Annotated in this window: 18 protein-coding genes and 2 tRNA genes; 11 read left to right on the top strand and 9 right to left on the bottom strand. The window is 35.7% G+C overall.

Translation table 11 applies throughout. The features are described from left to right. Positions 1–107: 107 nt before the first annotated feature. On the top strand, positions 108–2,948 hold the full coding sequence (gene polA / locus FUA48_RS06100; protein WP_147582721.1) for a DNA polymerase I: 2,841 nt from the start codon (positions 108–110) through the stop codon (positions 2,946–2,948). Positions 2,949–2,995: 47 nt separating this feature from the next. Next, positions 2,996–4,315, top strand: a complete 1,320-nt coding sequence (locus FUA48_RS06095; RefSeq protein WP_147582720.1) for a serine hydrolase domain-containing protein — start codon at positions 2,996–2,998, stop codon at positions 4,313–4,315. Between the two features lie 53 nt (positions 4,316–4,368). Here the strand turns inward: FUA48_RS06095 and FUA48_RS06090 are convergent, their stop codons facing one another. Beyond that, on the bottom strand, positions 4,369–5,394 hold the full coding sequence (locus FUA48_RS06090; RefSeq protein WP_147582719.1) for a LacI family DNA-binding transcriptional regulator: 1,026 nt from the start codon (positions 5,392–5,394) through the stop codon (positions 4,369–4,371). Positions 5,395–5,775: 381 nt separating this feature from the next. On the opposite strand from FUA48_RS06090, the gene FUA48_RS06085 reads away from it, so the two are divergent. Together FUA48_RS06085 and FUA48_RS06080 are read left to right on the top strand one after the other, a co-directional pair. Next, a complete protein-coding gene (locus tag FUA48_RS06085; RefSeq protein ID WP_147582718.1) occupies positions 5,776–6,528 on the top strand; it encodes a ferritin-like domain-containing protein in 753 nt (250 codons plus the stop codon). Positions 6,529–6,552: 24 nt separating this feature from the next. Continuing rightward, positions 6,553–7,377: a ferritin-like domain-containing protein gene (locus FUA48_RS06080; RefSeq protein WP_147582717.1), complete on the top strand. Its 825-nt coding sequence runs from the start codon at positions 6,553–6,555 to the stop codon at positions 7,375–7,377. A gap of 75 nt (positions 7,378–7,452) precedes the next feature. Here FUA48_RS06080 and FUA48_RS06075 read toward each other — a convergent pair whose 3' ends face one another. Next, on the bottom strand, positions 7,453–8,046 hold the full coding sequence (locus FUA48_RS06075) for a DUF502 domain-containing protein (RefSeq protein WP_147582716.1): 594 nt from the start codon (positions 8,044–8,046) through the stop codon (positions 7,453–7,455). A gap of 393 nt (positions 8,047–8,439) precedes the next feature. Here FUA48_RS06075 and FUA48_RS06070 point away from each other — a divergent pair, with 393 nt between their 5' ends. Then, a complete protein-coding gene (locus tag FUA48_RS06070; protein ID WP_147582715.1) occupies positions 8,440–9,735 on the top strand; it encodes a tyrosine-type recombinase/integrase in 1,296 nt (431 codons plus the stop codon). A 208-nt stretch (positions 9,736–9,943) separates the two neighbouring features. Here FUA48_RS06070 and FUA48_RS06065 read toward each other — a convergent pair whose 3' ends face one another. Both FUA48_RS06065 and FUA48_RS06060 read right to left on the bottom strand, forming a co-directional pair. Continuing rightward, positions 9,944–11,719 carry an ATP-binding protein gene (locus tag FUA48_RS06065; protein ID WP_147582714.1) on the bottom strand — a complete coding sequence of 592 codons (1,776 nt, stop codon included), beginning with the start codon at positions 11,717–11,719 and terminating at the stop codon, positions 9,944–9,946. Beyond that, the gene (locus FUA48_RS06060; protein WP_147582713.1) at positions 11,709–12,983 is read right to left on the bottom strand and encodes an SIR2 family protein; all 1,275 of its coding nucleotides are present in this window, start codon (positions 12,981–12,983) and stop codon (positions 11,709–11,711) included. The genes FUA48_RS06065 and FUA48_RS06060 overlap by 11 nt, the downstream gene beginning before the upstream one ends. A 302-nt stretch (positions 12,984–13,285) precedes the next feature. Here FUA48_RS06060 and FUA48_RS06055 point away from each other — a divergent pair, with 302 nt between their 5' ends. Further along, positions 13,286–14,260 (top strand): hypothetical protein, encoded by a 975-nt coding sequence (locus FUA48_RS06055; RefSeq protein ID WP_147582712.1) that lies wholly within the window; start codon positions 13,286–13,288, stop codon positions 14,258–14,260. Positions 14,261–14,267: 7 nt separating this feature from the next. Beyond that, positions 14,268–15,425, top strand: a complete 1,158-nt coding sequence (locus tag FUA48_RS06050; protein WP_147582711.1) for a hypothetical protein — start codon at positions 14,268–14,270, stop codon at positions 15,423–15,425. Here the strand turns inward: FUA48_RS06050 and FUA48_RS06045 are convergent. Next, a complete protein-coding gene (locus tag FUA48_RS06045) occupies positions 15,411–15,632 on the bottom strand; it encodes a helix-turn-helix domain-containing protein (RefSeq protein WP_147582710.1) in 222 nt (73 codons plus the stop codon). The genes FUA48_RS06050 and FUA48_RS06045 overlap by 15 nt on opposite strands. Positions 15,633–15,722: 90 nt before the next feature. Here FUA48_RS06045 and FUA48_RS06040 point away from each other — a divergent pair, with 90 nt between their 5' ends. From FUA48_RS06040 to FUA48_RS06030, 3 genes are all read left to right on the top strand, one after another. Next, positions 15,723–16,115 carry a hypothetical protein gene (locus FUA48_RS06040; protein ID WP_147582709.1) on the top strand — a complete coding sequence of 131 codons (393 nt, stop codon included), beginning with the start codon at positions 15,723–15,725 and terminating at the stop codon, positions 16,113–16,115. After that, the gene (locus FUA48_RS06035) at positions 16,115–16,651 is read left to right on the top strand and encodes a tetratricopeptide repeat protein (protein WP_147582708.1); all 537 of its coding nucleotides are present in this window, start codon (positions 16,115–16,117) and stop codon (positions 16,649–16,651) included. The genes FUA48_RS06040 and FUA48_RS06035 overlap by 1 nt, the downstream gene beginning before the upstream one ends. 134 nt (positions 16,652–16,785) lie before the next feature. After that, the gene (locus tag FUA48_RS06030) at positions 16,786–17,733 is read left to right on the top strand and encodes a hypothetical protein (protein WP_147582707.1); all 948 of its coding nucleotides are present in this window, start codon (positions 16,786–16,788) and stop codon (positions 17,731–17,733) included. A gap of 59 nt (positions 17,734–17,792) precedes the next feature. Here the strand turns inward: FUA48_RS06030 and FUA48_RS06025 are convergent, their stop codons facing one another. The 4 genes from FUA48_RS06025 to FUA48_RS06010 form a co-directional block, all read right to left on the bottom strand. After that, entirely contained in the window at positions 17,793–18,710 is a 918-nt protein-coding gene (locus FUA48_RS06025; RefSeq protein ID WP_147582706.1) for a hypothetical protein, read from the bottom strand. 156 nt (positions 18,711–18,866) lie between these two features. Then, positions 18,867–19,145 carry a helix-turn-helix domain-containing protein gene (locus FUA48_RS18665; RefSeq protein WP_205729436.1) on the bottom strand — a complete coding sequence of 93 codons (279 nt, stop codon included), beginning with the start codon at positions 19,143–19,145 and terminating at the stop codon, positions 18,867–18,869. 498 nt (positions 19,146–19,643) lie between these two features. Then, a tRNA-Leu gene (locus FUA48_RS06015) sits at positions 19,644–19,725 on the bottom strand. A gap of 176 nt (positions 19,726–19,901) precedes the next feature. Further along, positions 19,902–19,983 (bottom strand) — tRNA-Leu (locus FUA48_RS06010). Between the two features lie 144 nt (positions 19,984–20,127). Between FUA48_RS06010 and FUA48_RS06005 the strand changes: the two genes are divergently transcribed. Next, a complete protein-coding gene (locus FUA48_RS06005) occupies positions 20,128–21,516 on the top strand; it encodes a dipeptidase (RefSeq protein ID WP_147582704.1) in 1,389 nt (462 codons plus the stop codon). The last annotated feature ends 110 nt before the right edge of the window (positions 21,517–21,626 follow it).

Below are 21,626 nucleotides of genomic sequence, written 5' to 3'. Positions count from 1 at the left end.
TCCATAAAGAGATTAACGATACTTTGCCTTTTATGTAACACAAAACCCTTTTATATTATTCTTATTCTGCACCAGTTTGTTTATTTTTACGGCAAATTGATTTTCACATGTCACAACAAAAACGACTTTTCCTACTCGATGCTTATGCATTAATATTCCGTGGTTACTATGCTTTCATCAAAAACCCGAGGATAAATTCCAAAGGAATGGACACCTCGGCCATTATGGGTTTCATGAACTCTTTACTTGATGTTATTAAGCGTGAAAAGCCCGACCATCTTGCAGTAGCATTTGACAAGGAAGGAAGTGCTGTGCGTACCGAAATGTTTACGGCCTATAAAGCCAACAGGGATGAAACACCCGAAGCCATAAAACTTGCCATACCCTATATTCATGAAATACTTAAGGCGATGCACATTCCTATTGTGGAACTCGCAGGATGTGAGGCCGATGACCTTATAGGAACGATTGCAAAACAGGCAGAAAAACAGGGCTATCAGGTTTTTATGGTAACCCCTGACAAGGACTTTGCACAGTTGGTTAGTGAAAATATTTTTATGTACCGTCCTGCCCGTATGGGTAACGGTATAGAGATATGGGGCGTGCCCGAAGTATTGGAGCGTTTTGAAATTGAAAGGCCTGAACAGGTTATCGACTTTTTAGGGATGATGGGTGATGCGGTAGATAACATACCGGGACTGCCGGGAGTAGGTGAAAAAACAGCCAAAAAACTGCTTAAGGATTATGGCTCTATGGAAAACCTGCTTGCCAACACGCACGAGCTGAAAGGAAAAATGAAAGAGAAGATCGAAGAGAATGCCGAACAGGGTATCCTTTCTAAAAAACTGGCAACCATTATTATAGATTGTGATGTAACATTTGACGAGAAAGACTATGAACTTTCTAAACCGGATACCGAAAAGGTAGAAGCCATTTTTAACGACCTTGAATTTAGAAGAATGGCTGAGCAGTTCCACAAACTGTTTGCCGACGGAGAGGAGTACAGCGAAGTTGCATCTAACACAACTGCGCCTACTAAAAAAGTAGCCAAAGGTAACGACTCACAGTTCTCTCTTTTTGGAGGCGGTGAGGAAGACAGTGAAGGTGACACAGCTACAACAAGCAGTTTTTACAACACCCTTGAAAACACCAATCATTTTTATCAGGTAATAGAAGGCAGTCTTCCGGTTAGCCTGCTAATACGTGATATGCTAAAGCAGCCCAGCATTTGCTTTGATACCGAAACCACAGGTGTTGATACACTTACTGCCGAGCTGGTTGGTATGTCGTTTGCATGGGAAACAGGAAAAGCATTTTATGTTCCTTTTCCTGCAAACAGGGATGAAGCACAGGAACTGGTAAATAAATTCATTCCGTTTTTTGAAGACGAGAACATAGAGAAAGTAGGCCAGAACTTAAAGTATGATATTCAGATACTTTCCAACTACGGTATTACAGTTAAAGGAAAGATATTTGATACCATGATTGCCCATTACCTTATCAATCCGGATATGAGGCATGGTATGGATGTGCTGGCTGAAACCTACCTTAAATATTCGCCTAAATCCATTGAGGAGCTTATAGGCAAAAAAGGAAAGAACCAAAAGTCGATGCGTGACGTGGAGCTGGAGCTTATTAAGGAATATGCTGCCGAAGATGCCGACATTACCCTTCAGCTTAAGGAGGTATTTGCACCACAGCTGGAAGCTACTGCCACACGCAAACTTTTTGACGAGATAGAAATACCATTAATGCCCGTACTTGCGGCTATGGAACATGAAGGCATTAATTTAGACACCAATTATCTGAAACAGCTTTCGGTTGAGCTTACCAATGATGCCAAAACACTGGAGCAGCGCATTTATGAAACTGCCGGAGAATCGTTTAACCTGGCATCACCAAAACAATTGGGAGAAATACTGTTTGACAAGCTTAAGATAGGCGGAGCCAAACAAAAGAAAACCAAAACGGGTCAGTATGCAACAGGCGAGGAAGTACTTTCTTACCTGTCGCAGGAACACCCTATTGTTCAGGACATATTAGACTGGAGGCAGCTTGTAAAACTGCAAAACACCTATGTAGATGCATTGCCATTACAGGTACAGCCTAAAACAGGCCGTGTACATACCGATTATATGCAAACGGTAGCTGCAACAGGACGTTTGAGTTCCAACAACCCTAACCTGCAAAACATCCCTATCCGTACGGAAAGGGGAAGACAGATACGTAAGGCATTTATTGCCCGCGATGAAAACTACAAACTGGTTTCTGCCGATTACTCGCAAATAGAGCTTCGCATTATCGCAGCACTTAGCGGTGACCCTGAAATGGTAAAATCATTCCAGAACAAAGAGGATATTCACGCTGCTACCGCTGCAAAAGTATTTAATGTTGCTCTTGCAGAAGTAACCCGCGAACAGCGTAGCCATGCCAAGACCGTAAACTTTGGTATTATCTATGGGGTTTCGGCCTTTGGTTTAAGTAACCAGACATCGCTAAGCCGTTCGGAATCGAAAGAGCTTATTGATGCCTATTACCTAACCTACCCTACCCTTAGAAACTATATTAACGAGCAGATAGAGTTTGCCCGTGAAAATGGCTATGTACAAACCATATCAGGGCGACGTCGTTATCTGAAAGACATCAATTCACAAAATGCAGTTGTTCGCGGTGCAGCAGAACGAAATGCCGTTAACGCACCTATACAGGGTAGCGCAGCCGATATCATTAAGATTGCAATGATAAACATCCACAAAAGGCTTACGGAAGAGAACTGGAAGAGTAAGATGCTGCTACAGGTACACGATGAGCTTGTGTTTGATGTTCATACAAGCGAACTGGAGAAAATAAAGCCGATGATTAAGCATGAAATGGAAAACGCCTTTATCCTGAATGTTCCGCTTGAAGTAGAAATAGGCGAAGGAAACAACTGGCTTGAAGCACATTAAATGTAACGTTTTTACGTTTTATACGTCAAACAGGAAAACCAACAACTATGAAAAAGACTGCTTTATTTTTATTTTTTATTGTGGCAGGCGCGCAATGCTTTGCCCAGACAGAACCCAAATTTGAAAAGATAGACGGACTGCTTAACCACTTTTATTCTAACGACAGGTTTATGGGATCTGTATCCATAAGGGAAAAGAATGACGTGGTTTTTGAAAGTGCTTACGGCTATGCCGATGTGGCAAATGGCATTAAGGCCACCACCCACACCAAATACAAAATAGGGTCTATAACAAAAATGTTTACGGCAGCTATCGTTTTCCAGCTGATTGAAGACAAAAAGCTTACCCTTGACACAAAACTTTCACAGTTTTATCCTGATGTAAAAAATGCAGACAGTATAAGCATAGGCCAATTGCTTAATCATAAAAGCGGCATATACAATTATACCGATGCACCGGAGTTTATGGAGTACACTACTTCTCCCCAAACCAAAGCAGAATTGCTAAAAAGGATAATGAGTTATGAGCCTGCATTTAAACCGGGTGAAAAAGCCGAGTACAGCAACTCCAACTATATACTTCTTGGTTTTATAATAGAAGACATTACAAAGAAAACCTACAAAGCCAATGTAAACGACAGGATAGTAAACCCTTTAAAACTAAAGGACACTTATTACTTTTCTAAAACCAACCCTAAAAGAAATGAGGCTTACTCTTACCATTTTGAGGATGGAAAATGGATACAGTCGGACGAATGGGACAGCTCAATAGCTTATGCTGCCGGAGCATTGCTTTCTACCCCTAACGACCTTACCAAATTCATAAAGGCTCTTTTTGACGGCAAAATAATTAAACCGGAATCGCTTGAGCAGATGAAAAAAATGGACATGGGGTATGGCAAAGGTATGTTTATATTTCCGTTTGGAGAGCGTCATTTTTACGGACATAATGGCGGTATAGAATCGTTTTCATCGGTATTGGGTTATTACCCTAAAGAGCAGATGGCGATATCCATTATAAAAAACGGCAACAATTATGACCTTGATGAAATAATGGTAGGCGTGCTTAGTTGCTACTATAAGATACCTTATCCGCTTCCTAACCTAAAAACAGCTGCGGTTTCAGCAGATATATTAAAAGGATATGTGGGTGTATTTGCCTCTAAAGACATTCCTTTAAAAATGACCTTCACCTATACAGAGGAAGGACTTATGGCACAGGCTACAGGACAAAGTGAGTTTCCGTTAACACCGGTAGCCGACAATGAATTTGTATTTAACCCTGCCAGCATCAACATCGTGTTTAAGGATAAAAACAGTTTTGTTTTAAAACAGGGAGGTATGGAATTTAACTTTACCAGAGAGTAAATCAAAACCTAATAAAAATAAAAAAGCCTCCCTATTCAGGAGGCTTTTTTATTTTATAATTTTCGGGTAGATTCCCTTTGTCTTAGTTCTGTTTTAATAATGCGGGTTTCATAATCCGGTTCTTCACCTTCTTTAGCTTCAAGCCGGTTAATAAGCATTTCGGCAGCAGCCTCGCCTATTTCAGGTCCGTGCTGGCTAACTGTAGATAAACTCGGCGTAAGCCTTCTTGACCATACCCCATCTGCAAAACCGATGATAGAAAGCTCCTCAGGAATTTTAAATCCTTTTTTAATGGCGGTTTTCATTGCCATAACAGAAGCATGCTCATCCAATGCAAAAACTCCGTCTATTTTATTATTATCAAATAAAGGCTGAAGCTTCGCATCAAAATCTTCCGTATTATCAGTATGCAGCATAATTGCTTCATTTACCTTATACCCATTATCATTAAGTGCTTTTACATATCCCTCTGTCCTTAATTTACCAACACTAAGGTTATCTATGGTAGAAACAAGGGCTATATTTTTACATTTAGATTTTATAAGATGGTTCATGGCATACACTGCAGAGTCAAAGTCGTCCACAATAACCTTATCGCAGGCAACATCATCAGAAATCCTGTCGAACATAACAATAGGCAGGTCATCGGCCATAGCTTCCTTAAAATGCTTAAACTCCCCTTCTTTTTGGGTTTCTTCAGAAATGGAAAGTATAAAACCGTCTATAGTACCGTTACTAAGCATATCCATAGCATGGATTTCCTTTTCTAACGACTCGTTAGAGATACAGGTAATTACATTATACCCTTTTTCGTTTGCTGCCTTTTCTATACCGCTAAAAACCTTAGCAAAAAACGGATTAAGAATATTAGGTATAATGACCCCAATGGTTTTAGACCTTTTATTCTTAAGGTTTACAGCCATATTATTAGGCTTATAGTTTTTAAGCTTGGCAAATTCCTGCACCCTTATTTTTGTAGGCTCACTAATTTCAGGGCTGTTACTCAAAGCCTTAGACACTGTAGATACAGAGACGTTAAGTTCTTTTGCAATCTGTTTTAATGTAGCTTTTGGTTTCATATTTTGCGGATAAATTCTTACTGTAAAGAAACGAAAAAAATTGAATTGATAAGCGTTGTTTTTGCAATAAAAAGAGTAAAACCAACTCAAAAATCACAAAAAACATCATTTTTACTACAAATTCTTCATTATGAAGACTTCTCTCATAAACGCCACCCCCTCCCCCCTAACTCATTGAATTAAAAACAAGTAAGACCTTACAACTGCGATAGAATGAATCAAAAACATAGTTTTTAATTATTAAAACTGTTAAAAAAATACAAAAATTACAAACTACTAAAAACCAACCCAAACTATTTGGCGTAAGTAAAGAGACAAATCATACATGAGCATAAAATCCTAGACCAGTAAAAGCAATTATTATTAACCTCAAAATCTTTAATTATGAAAAAAGTAAAAGTTGAGGAAGTAAAATCTAACCTGACCAACAGGCGAAGCTTCCTTAAAATCAGCGGGCTTGCCATTGCAGGAACAGGTCTTGTACTGGCCGGATGCAACAACGACGATGACGGCGGAATGGCACCACCGGTAGACAACCAGCTTCCCGGAGTAAGAAACGGTGTATTTGACCTTGGCGGTGGAGACGCAGGTATTCTTACTTATGCTTATGCTTTAGAACAGCTTGAAGCCGATTTTTATACAAGAGTAGTAAACGGAAATAATTTTGGTAGTGTTTTCAGTAGTGAAGAGCAAACCGTTTTAACCGATTTATACAATCATGAAGTTATACACCGTGAGTTTTTCAGGGCAGCTTTAACAGGAGCCTTAAATGACCCTGATCGATTACTTCCGGATCTTAACTTTGACTATGGTGACCTTAACTTTAGCAATAGGCTACAGGTACTTAATACAGCCAAAACACTTGAAGATACAGGTGTAGCCGCTTACAACGGTGCCGGTAGATATATCACTACTCCTGATTATCTTGTTATAGCAGGTAAAATTGTTTCGGTAGAAGCAAGGCACGCTTCGGCAATACGAAGCCTTTTAAATCCGGGATCTGCAGATTTTGCAGGCGACGACGTAATAGACGCTAACGGTCTTGACCTGGCACAAATGCCTTCTCAAATACTTGCAGCTGTAGGCAGCCTGGGTGTTGTACAAACTCCTTTTACAGCACAGTTCTTACCTTAATTATTAACATTAAAACTCAGGATTATGAATATTATAAAATTTATAGAGTCGTTTACTGATGATAATCTTTTAAACAGTAAAGGTTCACGAAGAGATAGTTTCAGCCAGTTTAAAACATTAGGAAAAAACATGGCAACAGCCGCACTTCCTTTTGGTATAGCATCACTTGTACTGGCACCTACAAAAGCCAATGCAGCAGCAACCGCTTTTATGACTACACAGGACACTCCAACAACAGCTTTACAGCTGGCACTAATACTGGAATACCTTGAAGACGAATTTTACCAAATGGCACTGGACACAAACGGACTGATTCCGGCAGCAGACCAGGCTATAATAGCTCAAATATCGCAGCATGAGTCGGCACACGTTGCATTCCTTGCATCTGCACTTGGTGATATGGCTCCAATGAAACCTGACTTTGATTTTACCGTAGGCGGAGCTTTTGATACATTTGGCGACTATCCTACTTTCTTAGCACTTTCTCAGGCTTTTGAAGATACAGGGGTTCGTGCTTATAAAGGGCAGGCTGGTAATTTAATGTCTAACGGAGATTTGCTTACCGCAGGTTTACAGATACATTCTGTAGAAGCGCGACATGCATCACAGATAAGAAGACTAAGAGGGCAAAAAGGATGGATTGTAGGTAGTGATCGCGGCGGATTACCGGAAGCAGCTCAGGCCGTTTATGACGGAGAGGAAAATGCAATACAGGCCGGTTTCAATACGGCATCGGTAATGGCTACAAACGGACCGGCAATTCCGGCAGCAGCAGGACCTGAATCGTTTGACGAAATACTTACAGGACAACAGGCAACTGATATTGCCTCATTATTCTTTGCTCAATAATATATAAATAAGAATATAGAGTTTAAGTAATTTAGAGTGGTAACAGCCGCAGGAAACATATCCTGCGGCTGTTTTTTATTTTTTAGCTATATGATCCCAAGGCCTTCCGGAAGCACCAAAACTGTTTAATGCATTCATGGCAATTTTCATGGATATAGGCTCATATTCACATAATGCTTTTTCCAGAAAACGTATTTCACCACCTCCCATATTAGGAGCATCAGGTATAAATACACTCATATATTTATCATCGCCTTCATCTGTAATAAATGCAAGAAGATAGAAATCACCATCGCGCAACAAAATTGCTTTCCATGTATCTTTCACGGCAGCCTGGTTTTCATCGATAAGTCGGTATTTAAGTACCTGCAGGCTGGGTACTATCAAAAAAAGCTGCTGCTCCATTTTCTTTCCCCATTGCTGCACAAACCCAAACTGTATGAGCATTCCTGCCAGATAGCAAAAGAAGAGAATTATAAAAACACATACTACCGTGAGTGTTGCAGCGCCAAAAATGGAATGTATACCTAAAACACTGCTGACTTTTTTACCCAATGGTCCGATAATTTCTACCGCATGGCCTACAAGTATTATAATAAGTATTACCGGGATTACTAAAAACAGTCCTCCCAAAATTACTGCTCTGGTTGGTTTTTTAATTATTGACATAGCCTGACGAATTAAGTTAGTGATTAAATCTGCTTTTGTATGCACTAACTAATTTACGGACTTTTTTGATTGGCTAATTAATAATACCCTGCTTATTAACGTGTTTAAAAAACAAACTGGAAGAAATAGGACATAAAAAAGCCTCTGATTGCTCAGAGGCTTTTGTGCGGGTGATAGAAGTAGAACCTACCATACAATGACGTTTTACAAAATACAAGTTGTACTCCTAAAGCACTGTTTTATAAGTCACGATAGGATAAATACATGTAATTACATGCAACAACATTCAACCACGAACAACCTTTTTAGGGGAAAAATTGGGGGAATGTTGACACAAATCCTACAAGAAAAATCGGAACTTGTAAGTAGAATTTTAACCCTTTAAATATAGCTATGGCGACAGGAAATTATAGAGTAAAAACGGACAAAGACTGGAACAGTATTTATTACAGATTTAAACAAGGTAAACAGTTTGATTTTGAATTATCAACAGGTATTGAAACCCCAAAAGGCAGATGGAGTTCATCAAAACAGGAGATATTATCTACCGCAGAAATGGATTACAAAGCAGCAAACATAAAATTAAAAGAATTTAATACTTATATTCTCAAAGAGTTTCAATCTTCAAAATTAGATTCCCAAATCATAACCAGTAGATGGCTGAAGGAAAAGATAAGCTCCTTTTTTAACAGGGAAACTTATAACCCTGAAATAGACAATAAGGTATTTTTTGCTCACTACATAACTAAGTTCATAGAAGAAGCAAGGAATAAGAAAAACAAAAGAGGGACAACTATTTCATCACGTACAATACAACATTACAGAACAACACTCATAAAAATACAGGAGTTTGAGTCGTATGAGGGCAAAAAACTAAAACTCACAGATATTGACATAAAGTTTCATGGCAAATTCGTACTCTTCTTAGAGGAACAACAGCATCTAAATCCTAATACTATTGGTGGATATATAGACAATATTAAACTCTTTTGCCGAACTGCCGACCAAAAAGATTACAATGTATCTAAAGATTATAAGCTCTCTGATTTTTACTCTCCAACCAATGAAACTAATGATGTTTATTTAACCGAAGAAGAAATAGATAAAATCTACAATCATAAGTTCGAACAGGATTATCTAACTAACGCAAGGGACTGGCTTATAATTGGTGTTTGGACAGGTTTACGGGTTTCTGACCTTCTAAAATTAAGACTCGAAGACATTAAAGACGGGTTAATATACAACGTAAACAAAAAGACTGATTATCCTGCTATTATTCCTGTTCATCACCATGTAGAAGAGATATTAAATAGACTCTCAGGCTTACCAAGAAAGATAAGTGAACAGAAGTTTAACAAGTACATCAAAGAGGCCTGTAAACTGGCAGGAATAACAGAAAAGGTTGAGGGAGCAAAAATAGTACCTGTTGAAGTGGTTGGGATAAATGAAAAAATAACAAAAATCCATAGAAAGAAAAAAGGTATTTATCCTAAGCATGAACTTGTTTCATCACATACATGTAGAAGGTCTTTTGCTACAAATCATTATGGCAAATTGGACACTCTCACTATAATGAAGATTACTGGGCATGTTACAGAATCACAATTTTTAGCATATATAAAAATCACTCCAAAAGAACATGCAGAAAAATTAAGGGCACATTGGGTGAATCAGAGAAAAGCGGCATAAAGCAAGTAATTATTATTTGAAAAGAGAGGGGGGGAGGAGAAAAACTTCTCCCCTAACCCTACACCAATTTCACTGGTCGGTACTTAGATATCTACATAACTTTTATAAAAAACGTTATAACTATTATTTATACTGTTACTGTCTTTTTTTTGTAGGAGATTAAACATAAAAAATCGCCTGTATTAATGTGGAGAATAATGTAATAACACTATAATACTATAGGAGTTTCAGAATCTGGTTTAACATTTGGTGCAATAACTTTTATAATCATTGGCATTGGAAAGTCAACGCCAGTCAGTAGTGCTTCACCTGAACTCAATATAGGTAAAAAAGCCAATGAGCTTTTGTTAGCATCCGAGCAGGCAAACTCTATAGCTTCACGGTCTTGTTGATTAATCAATCGGTGAACAATAAAAGTCCCCATCTGACTTAATACACCTCTTGGTATATCTCTTGGCATTTGTGTGGAAATAACAAGAAAGAGTCCATACTTCCTACACTCTTTTGCTATTCTTTCAAAAGCATTGAGTTCCACTTCTATTGAATATTCATCTTTAATTTTTTTGTTTAGAAAGAGATGGGCTTCATCAAGAAATAATAAAAGACTCTTTTTTCCTTGTTCCCCGGCAGATAGCTTAAAATTTTTGGCAATAGCCATTTCTAATAATAATCTTCCAATGGCATTTACCAGTATCTCTCTTAGATTATTTTCAGTAGACACATGTTCTACTGAGAGAATAAGTATGTCTATCTCGCTATTTGGGCTTAGAAAATCCTGTATTTCAGAAGTTAATTCTGAAATTCCGGTTGGAAGGTTAAAACCAAAAACTGAAGAGAAGTTTTTATTTCGTATTACTGTCCCTATCCTTGATAAGAGGGAGTGACAGTTTGCTAAGTCTCTTTCGTTATATCCTCCGTAAGAAGTTAAGGGTACTCCTGTTGTTGAGGGAAATTCATATACGCACTCTAAAAGTATTTGACGTATTAATTCGTTAATATCAAAATAACAGTCTTCCCTATTTACTTCAGGGAAAACATTATATGCTTCAGAAAACGCATTCCTTCTTCTATGCCTTTTATCAATACATACTGCGCTACCACTATCGACAAAGCTCAATATTTCTGCTATACAGGGTTCTGTATGACGTTGAGATGTATCTGTAGCTATAACCTCTCTCAATCTTAAGTTTCTGATAGCATCTTGAAATTTTGGTAACTGAGTTTGTCCTGCTGGACGAAACATTGCCATTAAGTCAGATTCTTTTAGATTTTTATAGCTGAGATACACTTGGTTTTGAACATCATTAAATGATAGATGTTTCACCTTATTGTTGCCTTCGCTTAATTTCTTAAACTCACCTGTAGCGTCAATTAATATTGCTTTGCCATGATTACTTTGAACTTCTTCAATTAATTTAGCAACTGTCCAACTTTTACCCCCTCCAGTTGTACCTACTATTGCACAATGCCTTCCAAAAAGAGATTGTGATGAGATATTAATTACATGCGAAGTATCCCTTGGCAAGGTAGCCAAAGGAATATATACTGATGAAACCTTTGCTTTATTGCCAAAATCTTTCATCAGAAAGTTTAAAAACTCATTTGAACAAAGAAATACTTTAGCACTAACAGGCGGTAATTCATTAAGTCCTTTTTTTGCTTTCAATATATAATTATCAAAACAAAGTAATATCTCTATTTTGCCCTTTGGATGGAAAGATTGTTTTTCAAATTTATTTTCAGTCAATTCCAATCTCTCATTTTCTGGGAGTGCAATTTCAGTAATCTTTCCTAAGAAGCCGTTTCCTGCCCCTTCAATAATAACATATTCGCCTGTTAAAGCATGAAAACTATTATCAGCACTATAAAATTTCTTTAGCAACAAAGATGAGGGGAAAGTTACTTGTGTTACAGTTGGTGACACTGAAGTAACAAAACCAACAAATAGACCGTCAGAAAAAGGATTAGACTCTTTAAGCATCATTATCTGTATTAAGTTTCCTTAAGTTTTCATTTAGCTCAGTCAAAAGGTCGAACCTTTTATGTGCATGATTTTCAGGGTATGCGCTAACAAAATCATCAAAAGAATCTACAATTAAGGATACTCTGCTTTGTAGAGATGCTATATTGTAAAGTTCTTTTTGAGAATCCTTATCATAGTTAATTAAAAATGGATAGGTAAAAGTTAAAAGGTTTAACGAGGGATTTTGCTTGAGAGATTCTAATATTACTGATGATATATGCTTGTCATAGAAACTAAAACCAATAGTTATTAGCAAAGTGTTTTCAGTTCTTAATGCTTGTTGAAAGCGAGCCATCATTTCAAAATATGGTTGCTCATATGAATGTTCAAATTTACTGTCTTGAGGGAAAATCATAACACGATTTTGTACTGGGATTGAATTTTCATCAGACTGAATAATTCTTCCTGATTTGTTTTCCCAATTTAAAGAGCCATGCATCTTAAACAGATAGAATAATCTTGATATTATATTATCTCTCTTATCTTGTCTATTATGCCTTGTTTCAATTATATCATAATCATAGTATTTTCCATTAAACTCTCTTGGATTTGAAAAGGTGAAGCCATCCATAATCGTGAGCATTTCTTCTCGTGCTGCCTGTTCAAATAATGTGTCGTAATTTGATGTAAACAATTTAACTCTTGGAAACTTTTGAGGCCTTAAAGTTATTTTTCTTAAAAATTCTCTATGTGATGCAGTTGCAGGTAATTCTAAACTACATTTATCTGCGATAAAACTTTTTACGGTATCAATTTCAGTATTTAATGTTCCCTTTTCAACTATGTTTTTCATACCAGCTAAAGAAAGTAGAGCCTCTAAATCATGTATTGCTGAATCATGTCCTGTTTCTGTAATTAATTTAGCCAAACAATCCTTATGTTCCGTATCGAGCAATGACCAAAGACCTGCCATTGTTAATCCCTTATTATGAACACCAACATTCACTGAGGAGCCTGCTCCTGTAAGAAAGACTACGTTTTCAATTTCGCCATATTTATTCTGAAGAAGATTTATGTAAAAATCTCTTTTTGCTTTATTTGCTAAAAAAAATATAGAAACCGATTCACCATCTTTTTCAACAAATCCATCTTTACTACTATATTCCTTGATTTCACCACCACGATTTATTATTGCTGAAGTATAAATTTCATAGTTAGGAGAACCGCCTTCATTGCAATACTCAACTGTTATTGTGAGTTTCTTATTTTTGATTATATCAGGCATATAAATATTTTGTTAATTAAGCTAATATATTGAAAATATGACACACAAAATAGATTTCTAACGCAAACAATTCGCACTTTTACTTTCTTTAACTGCGCCATAGCTATTTCAAAAAAACAGTAAATCGCTTTCACTCCCGACCTGTACTATATCAAGTACGGACAGGCCGGCTGCATAAACATATAGACTAAAAGATGTCTATATTACTCACCGAAGCACGTTATTCACAGAGTACAAAATTGACTTATTGAGACATGGAATGAAGAATTTGTTAATATTGCATAATCAACAACTTATTAAGAATGATTTACACGAGAGAAAAACTCAATAATGTAAAGTTTAGCGAGGACAGGGTTTTACATCAACAGTATGTGCAAAAACTATTGACTGAAGCTCAAAATGGGACAGAATTAACATTAGCTGAAGAAAGTTATTTATGTAGCGTAGTTAAACTTTTAAGAGAAGAGGGTAGTAATAAACGAGCTTATAATATAAAGGAATTAAACTATTGCAAGAATTATTGCTTTACCAATACTTATCTGATGTATTTTTTAGATGTTAATGGACATAAAAAGGTTGTAGATGCGTTTGGCGAGATACCATTACATAAAAAGAAAGTAGATGTTGAATATTTACATAAAGAATATCAAGAATGGCTAAAATTTATAGAAAACAAGCAAAATCAAGACAATTTATTAGGCTATATATCTAAAGAAACTGGACAACAATTAAAAGAATTACGAAAATATTGTCAAAGAACCTTTGCTGGCAGCAGATATCATGAGGCGTTAAAAAAATCGCTTGTGTTGCATGGAAAATACATCTATCTGGTTGTAAAAGAATATTATCAGGAACAATCATTTACTGAACAAAGTATAAGTATAAATAATGAATCAATTGTGATAAATGGATATACATATGTTCATACAGTTTTTAGACATTATTCACAAGCAATCAAACAACATCAAACCAAAAGTTATCATTTAGACATGATGATTGATTATAAAAACTTACCAACAGTTTTGTATGAACTACTAAGATGTTATAACGAAAACATACCCCCTACCAGCTTTAATAAACAATATATCTTCTTTCGATTCAATGAAACAGATTATGCCATATGGTTTAAGCGATTAACGAGGTATGTAAAAGGTAACTTGAAGGAAGATTATTTACGCTTAGAAACCTTTTACCCTATAATGGAAAATAGAGATAAGGTTAAAATTGCAAAGATGACTTTAACTAATACTAACTGCGGTTACAGCTATTATATCTAATTGTTACATGGAATTATTTGAAGAAATTACGAGACAATCTATTGACCCTGCACTGTATAATGAAAATATTTATAATTACTACAATAATAGTGCAAGAGAAGATATAGGAAGGATAAGAACAATTCTTAATAAATGGTTTGCGGAATTACCCGATGAAGAAAAACGAGAACTAAAAGAAAGGTTTAAAAAAGACTTTGATTCTGCTTTTCACGAGCTCTCCTTATATACGTTATTTAAAAAACTTGGTTACAATGTAACTATACATCCAAATATTGAGGAGACATCTAAAAGACCTGATTTTCTTATAACAAAACATGATTTTGAAGCTTATGTTGAAGCCAAAGTAGTAAAGGATAAATCACATAAACAAGAAGCTTTAGAAAGAAAAGCGAATCAATTTTACGATTCACTATCCAAAGTAAAAATTAAAAATTTTTTCTTAGGCATTGATAAACTTTCTTTTAAAAGCAATATACAGCCGAGTACAAAAAAACTACTAAAGCAAATTGAAATAGAAAGTTTAAATTTTGACCCTGAAATTGTTACTACAATAATTACCAATAAAGGATATAAATATATTCCGAAAATAGAATATGAGGACAAAGATATACACATCATATTAAAATTATTACCAGTAATACCTGAAAAGCGAAATGAATTTATTGAACACCCAATAGGTGTGCTACCAATTGAGACATGGTGGGGAGGAAGTGAAGAATCCCTAAGAGACGCAATCTCTGAAAAAGCTAAAAGATATGGTAAATTGGAAAAGCCTTATATAATTGCTGTAAATGCTCTTACCGAAAAAGTGACTTCTACTACTGATGTTAATCAGGCGGTTTTAGGTTCGGCAGCTTATACGTGGTCTACCAATCCAAAAAACAGAGATGAGAAATATGAACGGCTTAGAGATGGTGTATTTTTGGACAAAAACGGAGCCAGGCTTACTAATTTAACAGCGCTATTAATAATGAAAATTTATCCTCACAATATCCCTGTTGCTCCATATTGGTTATTTGAACATCCTTTTAGTAAAAATAAGGCACCATTAAACAAATTAGGCTTACTTTATGACAGTATGATTGATGGGAAGTTTATTGGTAGGCAATATAATAATCTGGGCGAGATTTATGATATTTCAACTGACTGGCTAAATACTAAATAAGTCCCGTGGGTGTACCCCCAATGCATTTGCTATTTTAACCAAAGTCTTTATAGTAGTATTGATTTTAGCCAGTTCTATCCTTTGTATTTGTATTTTAGGAATTTCACAATAATCAGCTAAATCCTGCTGAGAAAACTCTCTTTGTTCTCTCAATTGTCTGATTCGGATACCCAAATCACTCAGGAATTTGTCCTCTGAAATCTCCATATTTCAAAGGTGTAAACATTAAAAAACAGTTTGGATACTTTTATGTACTCAAAATATTTCTATATTTGAAAAATCAACAAATTACACCTTATGAAACATTTATTACTTTTTATTTTAGCTTTGTTAATCGTCAGCTGTTCAGGCTCAGACGATAATAGCTCTGCAAGCCATACTTCAATAATTAATCCTCCTGCATGGATTCAGGGGCAGTGGGTATTAGAAAACAATGCAGATTATGGTTTTAAATTCACTTCAGATGACCTATGTTTAAAATCTATTGGAATATTCACGTGTAACAAAGAAACTATTGAATTGTATGAGGATACAAACGTTATTACTAATGTAGACGAGAATATAAGTGATAATGAATATTCTGTAGAAATAACTATAGGCAGTAACACTACTGCTTATGAATTTCATAAAATTTCAGATTCACAAATACAATGTTACACTCCTATACAGGCAATATACACTAAACAATAATGAAAATTTTACTGATTCTTTTTTCATGTGTCATGATAATTGTGTCCTGCCAAAATTCTCACACAAACCCTAATAACGTTACGATAATCAGGGACACAATCTTTATTACTGATACAGTTCAAAAAGAAGTTGAAAAACCAGCAGGAGGCCTAAATATGACTCCAATTGTTCCTGAACGAGATACAGTTAAGGCTATGGTATTAAAAAAAGAAGCACTACAACTTTTAATCAATAAGGGAAATTTGCTTAATGCCCAATACAAAATAGAGGAGTCTATAATGTATAACAATAAAGATGTTGACTCATGGTATATTTATGGCAATATAAGCCAAGAAATGAATAAGTACGAAGATGCTTTATTTGCGTACAAACATGCTATAGAATTAGACCCAACTCATATTGATGCCATAATGAAATGTGCAATTGTTGCAGGTAAAACTGGAGACGAGTTTTCAGCTTGTGTATATTTACATCAGGCTTGTAATTTAGGCGACCAAAAAGCCTGTGAAGGAGTAAGGAAATTTTGTAATGATTAAAGCTGTATGTTTTTTATCTAAAAGAATGATTAAAAATCATTATTCATTATATCAGGAAATAAAACCAACGGCTTATTTGATATTAAAAAACAAGTATACTTAGTATATTTAAACTATATTAAATTATTTCTGCTATGAAAAAAATCATCTTCGTTGATAATCCGAATGAATGCTTAGAAGAAATTAAACAGCTTATTAGAATAGTATATGAAGGGTTCATGGCATTATCTCATGATTATGGATATCATATTAATAATGTTTTTGGAGATGCTGCAAAAGGGAAGGTCGAAATTTATGAATTAAGGGACAGTATAAACTACCGAATAAGGAGCGCTAATCTCCATTTCTATTTATTACTTATACAAAAAGCTGAAATTGAAAGAAGATTTACGGCAATGTTGGAAAAAGACCCAACGTGTTTTGATGGCTTTTGGGGAAGTAATCCGTATTTTGAAAATGCTGCGGATGAAATAATGGCAATATACGACAGTATTATTTTTCACTTGTCTTCTTGTTTCGATTATTTAGCGATGTTAACCCAATATGTATTTGGAAAAAACCCTCAAACTAAGCTTCAATGGATTACATTAGTTAAGCATTGCTATAATCCGAACGGTGAGTTTTCAGGCAGGAAATTTGTTGCAAATATTAAAAAGGTTGACGCAGACTTTGTTAGCAAGTTTAATGATTACAGAGCAGAGCTAATCCATAGGAAAAAATCTACTTCCTTTGCAAATGTTTCTTTAAAAATAAAATCCGGAAGAGGAAAAGTAATTACTCAATTTGAATGCTCCGAAAAAATAAAATCTAATCTTAAAAAAATAATTAGCCAGGATTTAGATTACTGTGTAACTTTTGCCTCTTTTAAACTGATAAAAGAAACTCTTTTAGACATTTCATTGGTTTTAAATGGAATGTATGACGAGTTTAGAGAAAATTACAAACCCCACACTCCCATTATAAAGCAAGGAGGTTTTCAAATAGTCTCTATGAATCCAGATACAGGATTTGCTGAATCGCCAGCTCTCAGTAATTGGGAAAAATTTATGGAGTACAAGAAATTTCAACAAATAACATTGTAGTGAAAACCCACCAGTAGAAAGGTGGGTTTGTCGTACCTGCTATAATTGACATTCACTCCCTAAGCAGCCATTTTTAAATTAGATTCTGGAACTTCCATCATCTGGTTAAATTTATCCGATACTTTTGAAAGTATTTCTTTCTGAATAGTATCCAGTCCATATTTAATAATGAGAGATTTAAATTTCTTTTTCCTGTCATTTACAACCTTATTAGTACGGTCTCTACGAAGTATATTCCAGTAATTGGGATTGGTATACTCGTTTAGTCTATTCATGTCTTCTAATGTCATATTTATGCTTCTATAATCATCTATTATGTTTAGCTTTTGTAATTCTCCCCACATAAACGAATAAAGTCTTCTAATAACATCTTCTTTTTGCAGGTCTTCAAGTGAAAATATGCCGAGCTTCTGAAGCTTTCTTTTTTGTATTATCTTGACTTCAAGACGGAGAATATTACTTTTAAATCCGTAATGTTTAGACTTGTTGTAAACCTTTATGTAGTAGTCAGTCCTTTGGTATTCTTTGTAATCTCCTCTACCACGAAAAGGTGAATCTTTGCTATGACCATGAGAATCATACATTAGCAGATTAAATTTTAAAAATTGCTTTGGGTCTTTTGATATACAAATATTTAAGCCAAATTCAAGGTTAGTTAAGGAAGTTTTTTTATTAATTCCCAGAACTTTAATTAAATGACCTACACTTTCTCTTGCTGAGTAAAAACTGAGGTCATTATAATTTTGTTTCTCCCCACCTTTTAAAAGATTTTGCAGGATATGAATACTACCGTCGACATAAGCCCCTTTACAAGTCAATACAACATCCATATTGAAATATTTACCCTTTAGTGGACATCTTTCTTCCTCTCCCGTGAAAAGGTTCAGGGATGTACTTAAATCGACGATACGTGTATGATTAATATGATTCTCTAAAGACTCCCTTTCAAGAACCTTAAATTTAACATAGTCTAACATGATATAATTATATTTCTGGCATAGCGATACCTGCATGACTATAGCCATATAAAGGATTATTAAAATTATAGTATAGGGGAAAAGGGGAACAACCGTTATGACACAGGAAATCAACAACTTACTTTAATGGTATATCAAAACAATACAAAGAATTACCTAAGCTGACATTCTTAAAAAATCATCTATACTCTGTTTTGAATACAAAACCCTTCCTTTAATCTTGTTTGGCACTAAAATATGCTGTGTTTTCCAGTTTTGGAGGGTTGACAAAGACACATTAAGTAGTTTACAAGTTTCTGCTCTCGTGTAAAATAGCTTTATTTCTGGTTTAGATTCATTGCAAGGTGGACATTGCCTCCTTTCTAACACATTTATCAAGTCATAAATTTCTGCTCTTACTTCTGCCCTGAGTTCTTCTTTCGTTAAATGAAGCATCGTTACCGTTTGTGCCATAATATATAGTCAATAATTACCCACCCCTACGGATAGTATAGTTAGGGGAAGATTGGTTTTAAAAAAAATTTGGTACTAACAACTTTGGTGATGCATCAGAAAGTTGGGGAATGAAAAGAAAATATTTAAATTTTCGATTGCAAAGATACGAAAAATCAAGGGATTAGACAATAGACAGGCTGTAAGTGTTAAAATCTGAAAAAATAGTTAATCTATTATTTATGAAACACTTAAAACTAATCCAAAAAGAAAATCACATCTGTTTTTAACTATGTTTTAACTAAATATTTAACACAATCAAAGACCTATATATAAAAAAGCTTTCATATCTTAACGGGCATTTAGACTTAGAAACAAACAATAGGATACAACCACGTTCAGATATAGCCAGAAAAATAAAATAGGGTATTTTTCAGGGGAAAACATTCCAATAAAAAAAGCCTATCCACTATATTTCAAGTAAATAGGCTTATCTATTTGTGCGGGTGATAGGACTCGAACCTACACACCGTGAGGCACCAGATCCTAAGTCTGGCGTGTCTACCAATTTCACCACACCCGCAGGCTGATAATAAAACTAATAGTGTGTTTCATTATTACGGCTGCAAATATACGCATAGTTTTTAAACTTCAAAGTAAATTTGAACGACTTCTTGAAATAAATTTTCTGAAAATAATGAGATAGAAAACTGGAAAGGGACAGAAATAAAAAAGCCTCTGAAAATCAGAGGCTTTTTGTGCGGGTGATAGGACTCGAACCTACACACCGTGAGGCACCAGATCCTAAGTCTGGCGTGTCTACCAATTTCACCACACCCGCAGGCCGATAATAAAACTAATAGTTTGTTTCATTAAGAGGGTGCAAATATACGACTAGTTTCAAACAATCAAAGAAAAAATGAAAAATTTTTTAAATTTATTTTTTTGTATTTTTGGACATCAATTCTATATCATTAATTTTAAGATGGATAACATAAAAAGCTATGTCGGACAGCATAAAGACCGATTTATTAACGAACTGATAGAATTATTAAAAATACCGTCGGTTAGTGCCGACAGCGCCTACTCTCAGGATGTTGTAAACACTGCCGAAGCCGTAAAAGAAAGTTTAGAGAAAGCGGGCTGCGACAAAGTTGAGCTTTGCGAAACTCCGGGTTACCCAATTGTTTACGGCGAAAAGATTATAGATCCAAACCTTCCAACAGTATTAGTATACGGGCATTATGATGTTCAGCCACCAGATCCGGTTGATCTTTGGACATCACCTCCTTTTGAGCCTGTTGTAAAAACTACTGAGCTTCACCCTGAAGGTGCAATTTTTGCACGCGGGGCATGTGATGATAAAGGGCAAATGTACATGCACGTTAAGGCACTTGAGTACATGACTCAAAACAACAACCTGCCGTGTAACGTAAAATTCATGATTGAAGGCGAGGAAGAAGTTGGTTCACCAAGCCTAAGCTGGTTTGTGGAGCGCAATCAGGAAAAACTTAAAAATGACGTGATATTAATTTCGGATACCGGAATGATATCTAACACACAGCCATCAATTACTACAGGATTAAGAGGTCTTAGCTATGTAGAGGTAGAAGTTACAGGACCTAACCGCGACCTGCATTCAGGATTATATGGTGGTGCGGTAGCTAACCCTATCAACATATTAGCTAAAATGATTGCTCAGCTTCACGACGAAAACAACCATATTACCATTCCCGGTTTTTATGATAAAGTAGAAGAGCTATCACGCGAAGAGAGGGATGAAATGGCAAAAGCACCATTCTCTCTTGAAGCTTACAAAAGAGCCCTTGACATTGACGATGTATATGGCGAAGCAACCTACACAACAAACGAAAGAAACTCTATACGCCCTACACTTGATGTAAACGGTATTTGGGGTGGATATACAGGAGAAGGTGCAAAAACGGTTATTGCAAGCAAAGCTTACGCAAAAATATCTATGCGTTTAGTACCGGACCAGGACTGGAAAGAAATAACAGAACTGTTCACCAAACATTTTGAGAGCCTTGCTCCAAAGGGTGTAAAGGTAAAAGTTACTCCTCATCATGGTGGTCAGGCTTATGTTACCCCTATAGACAGTATAGGGTATCAGGCCGCTGCTGCCGCTTACGAGGAAAGTTTTAACGTTAAGCCAATTCCGGTTCGTTCAGGAGGAAGTATTCCTATCGTAGCTCTTTTTGAAAAAGAACTTAAGAGCAAAACGATAATGATGGGCTTTGGTCTAGACAGTGATGCTATCCACTCCCCTAACGAACATTTCGGCATATTCAATTATCTTAAAGGTATTGAGACAATTCCTTTATTTTACAAGCATTTTACAGAGATGAGCAAATAACCTCATCTTTCCTAATAAAAAAATCTGCTCAAAAGGCAGATTTTTTTTATTTCATTCCAACCCTTTTTTTCACACCTGCATCTTTATAAATAAGATCTCAACGCCACACC

This window comes from Flavobacterium alkalisoli (assembly GCF_008000935.1).
Taxonomy (GTDB): Bacteria; Bacteroidota; Bacteroidia; order Flavobacteriales; family Flavobacteriaceae; genus Flavobacterium; species Flavobacterium alkalisoli.
The sequence above is the reverse complement of the archived record's forward strand: the minus strand, read 5'-3'. Positions and strand labels throughout refer to the sequence as shown.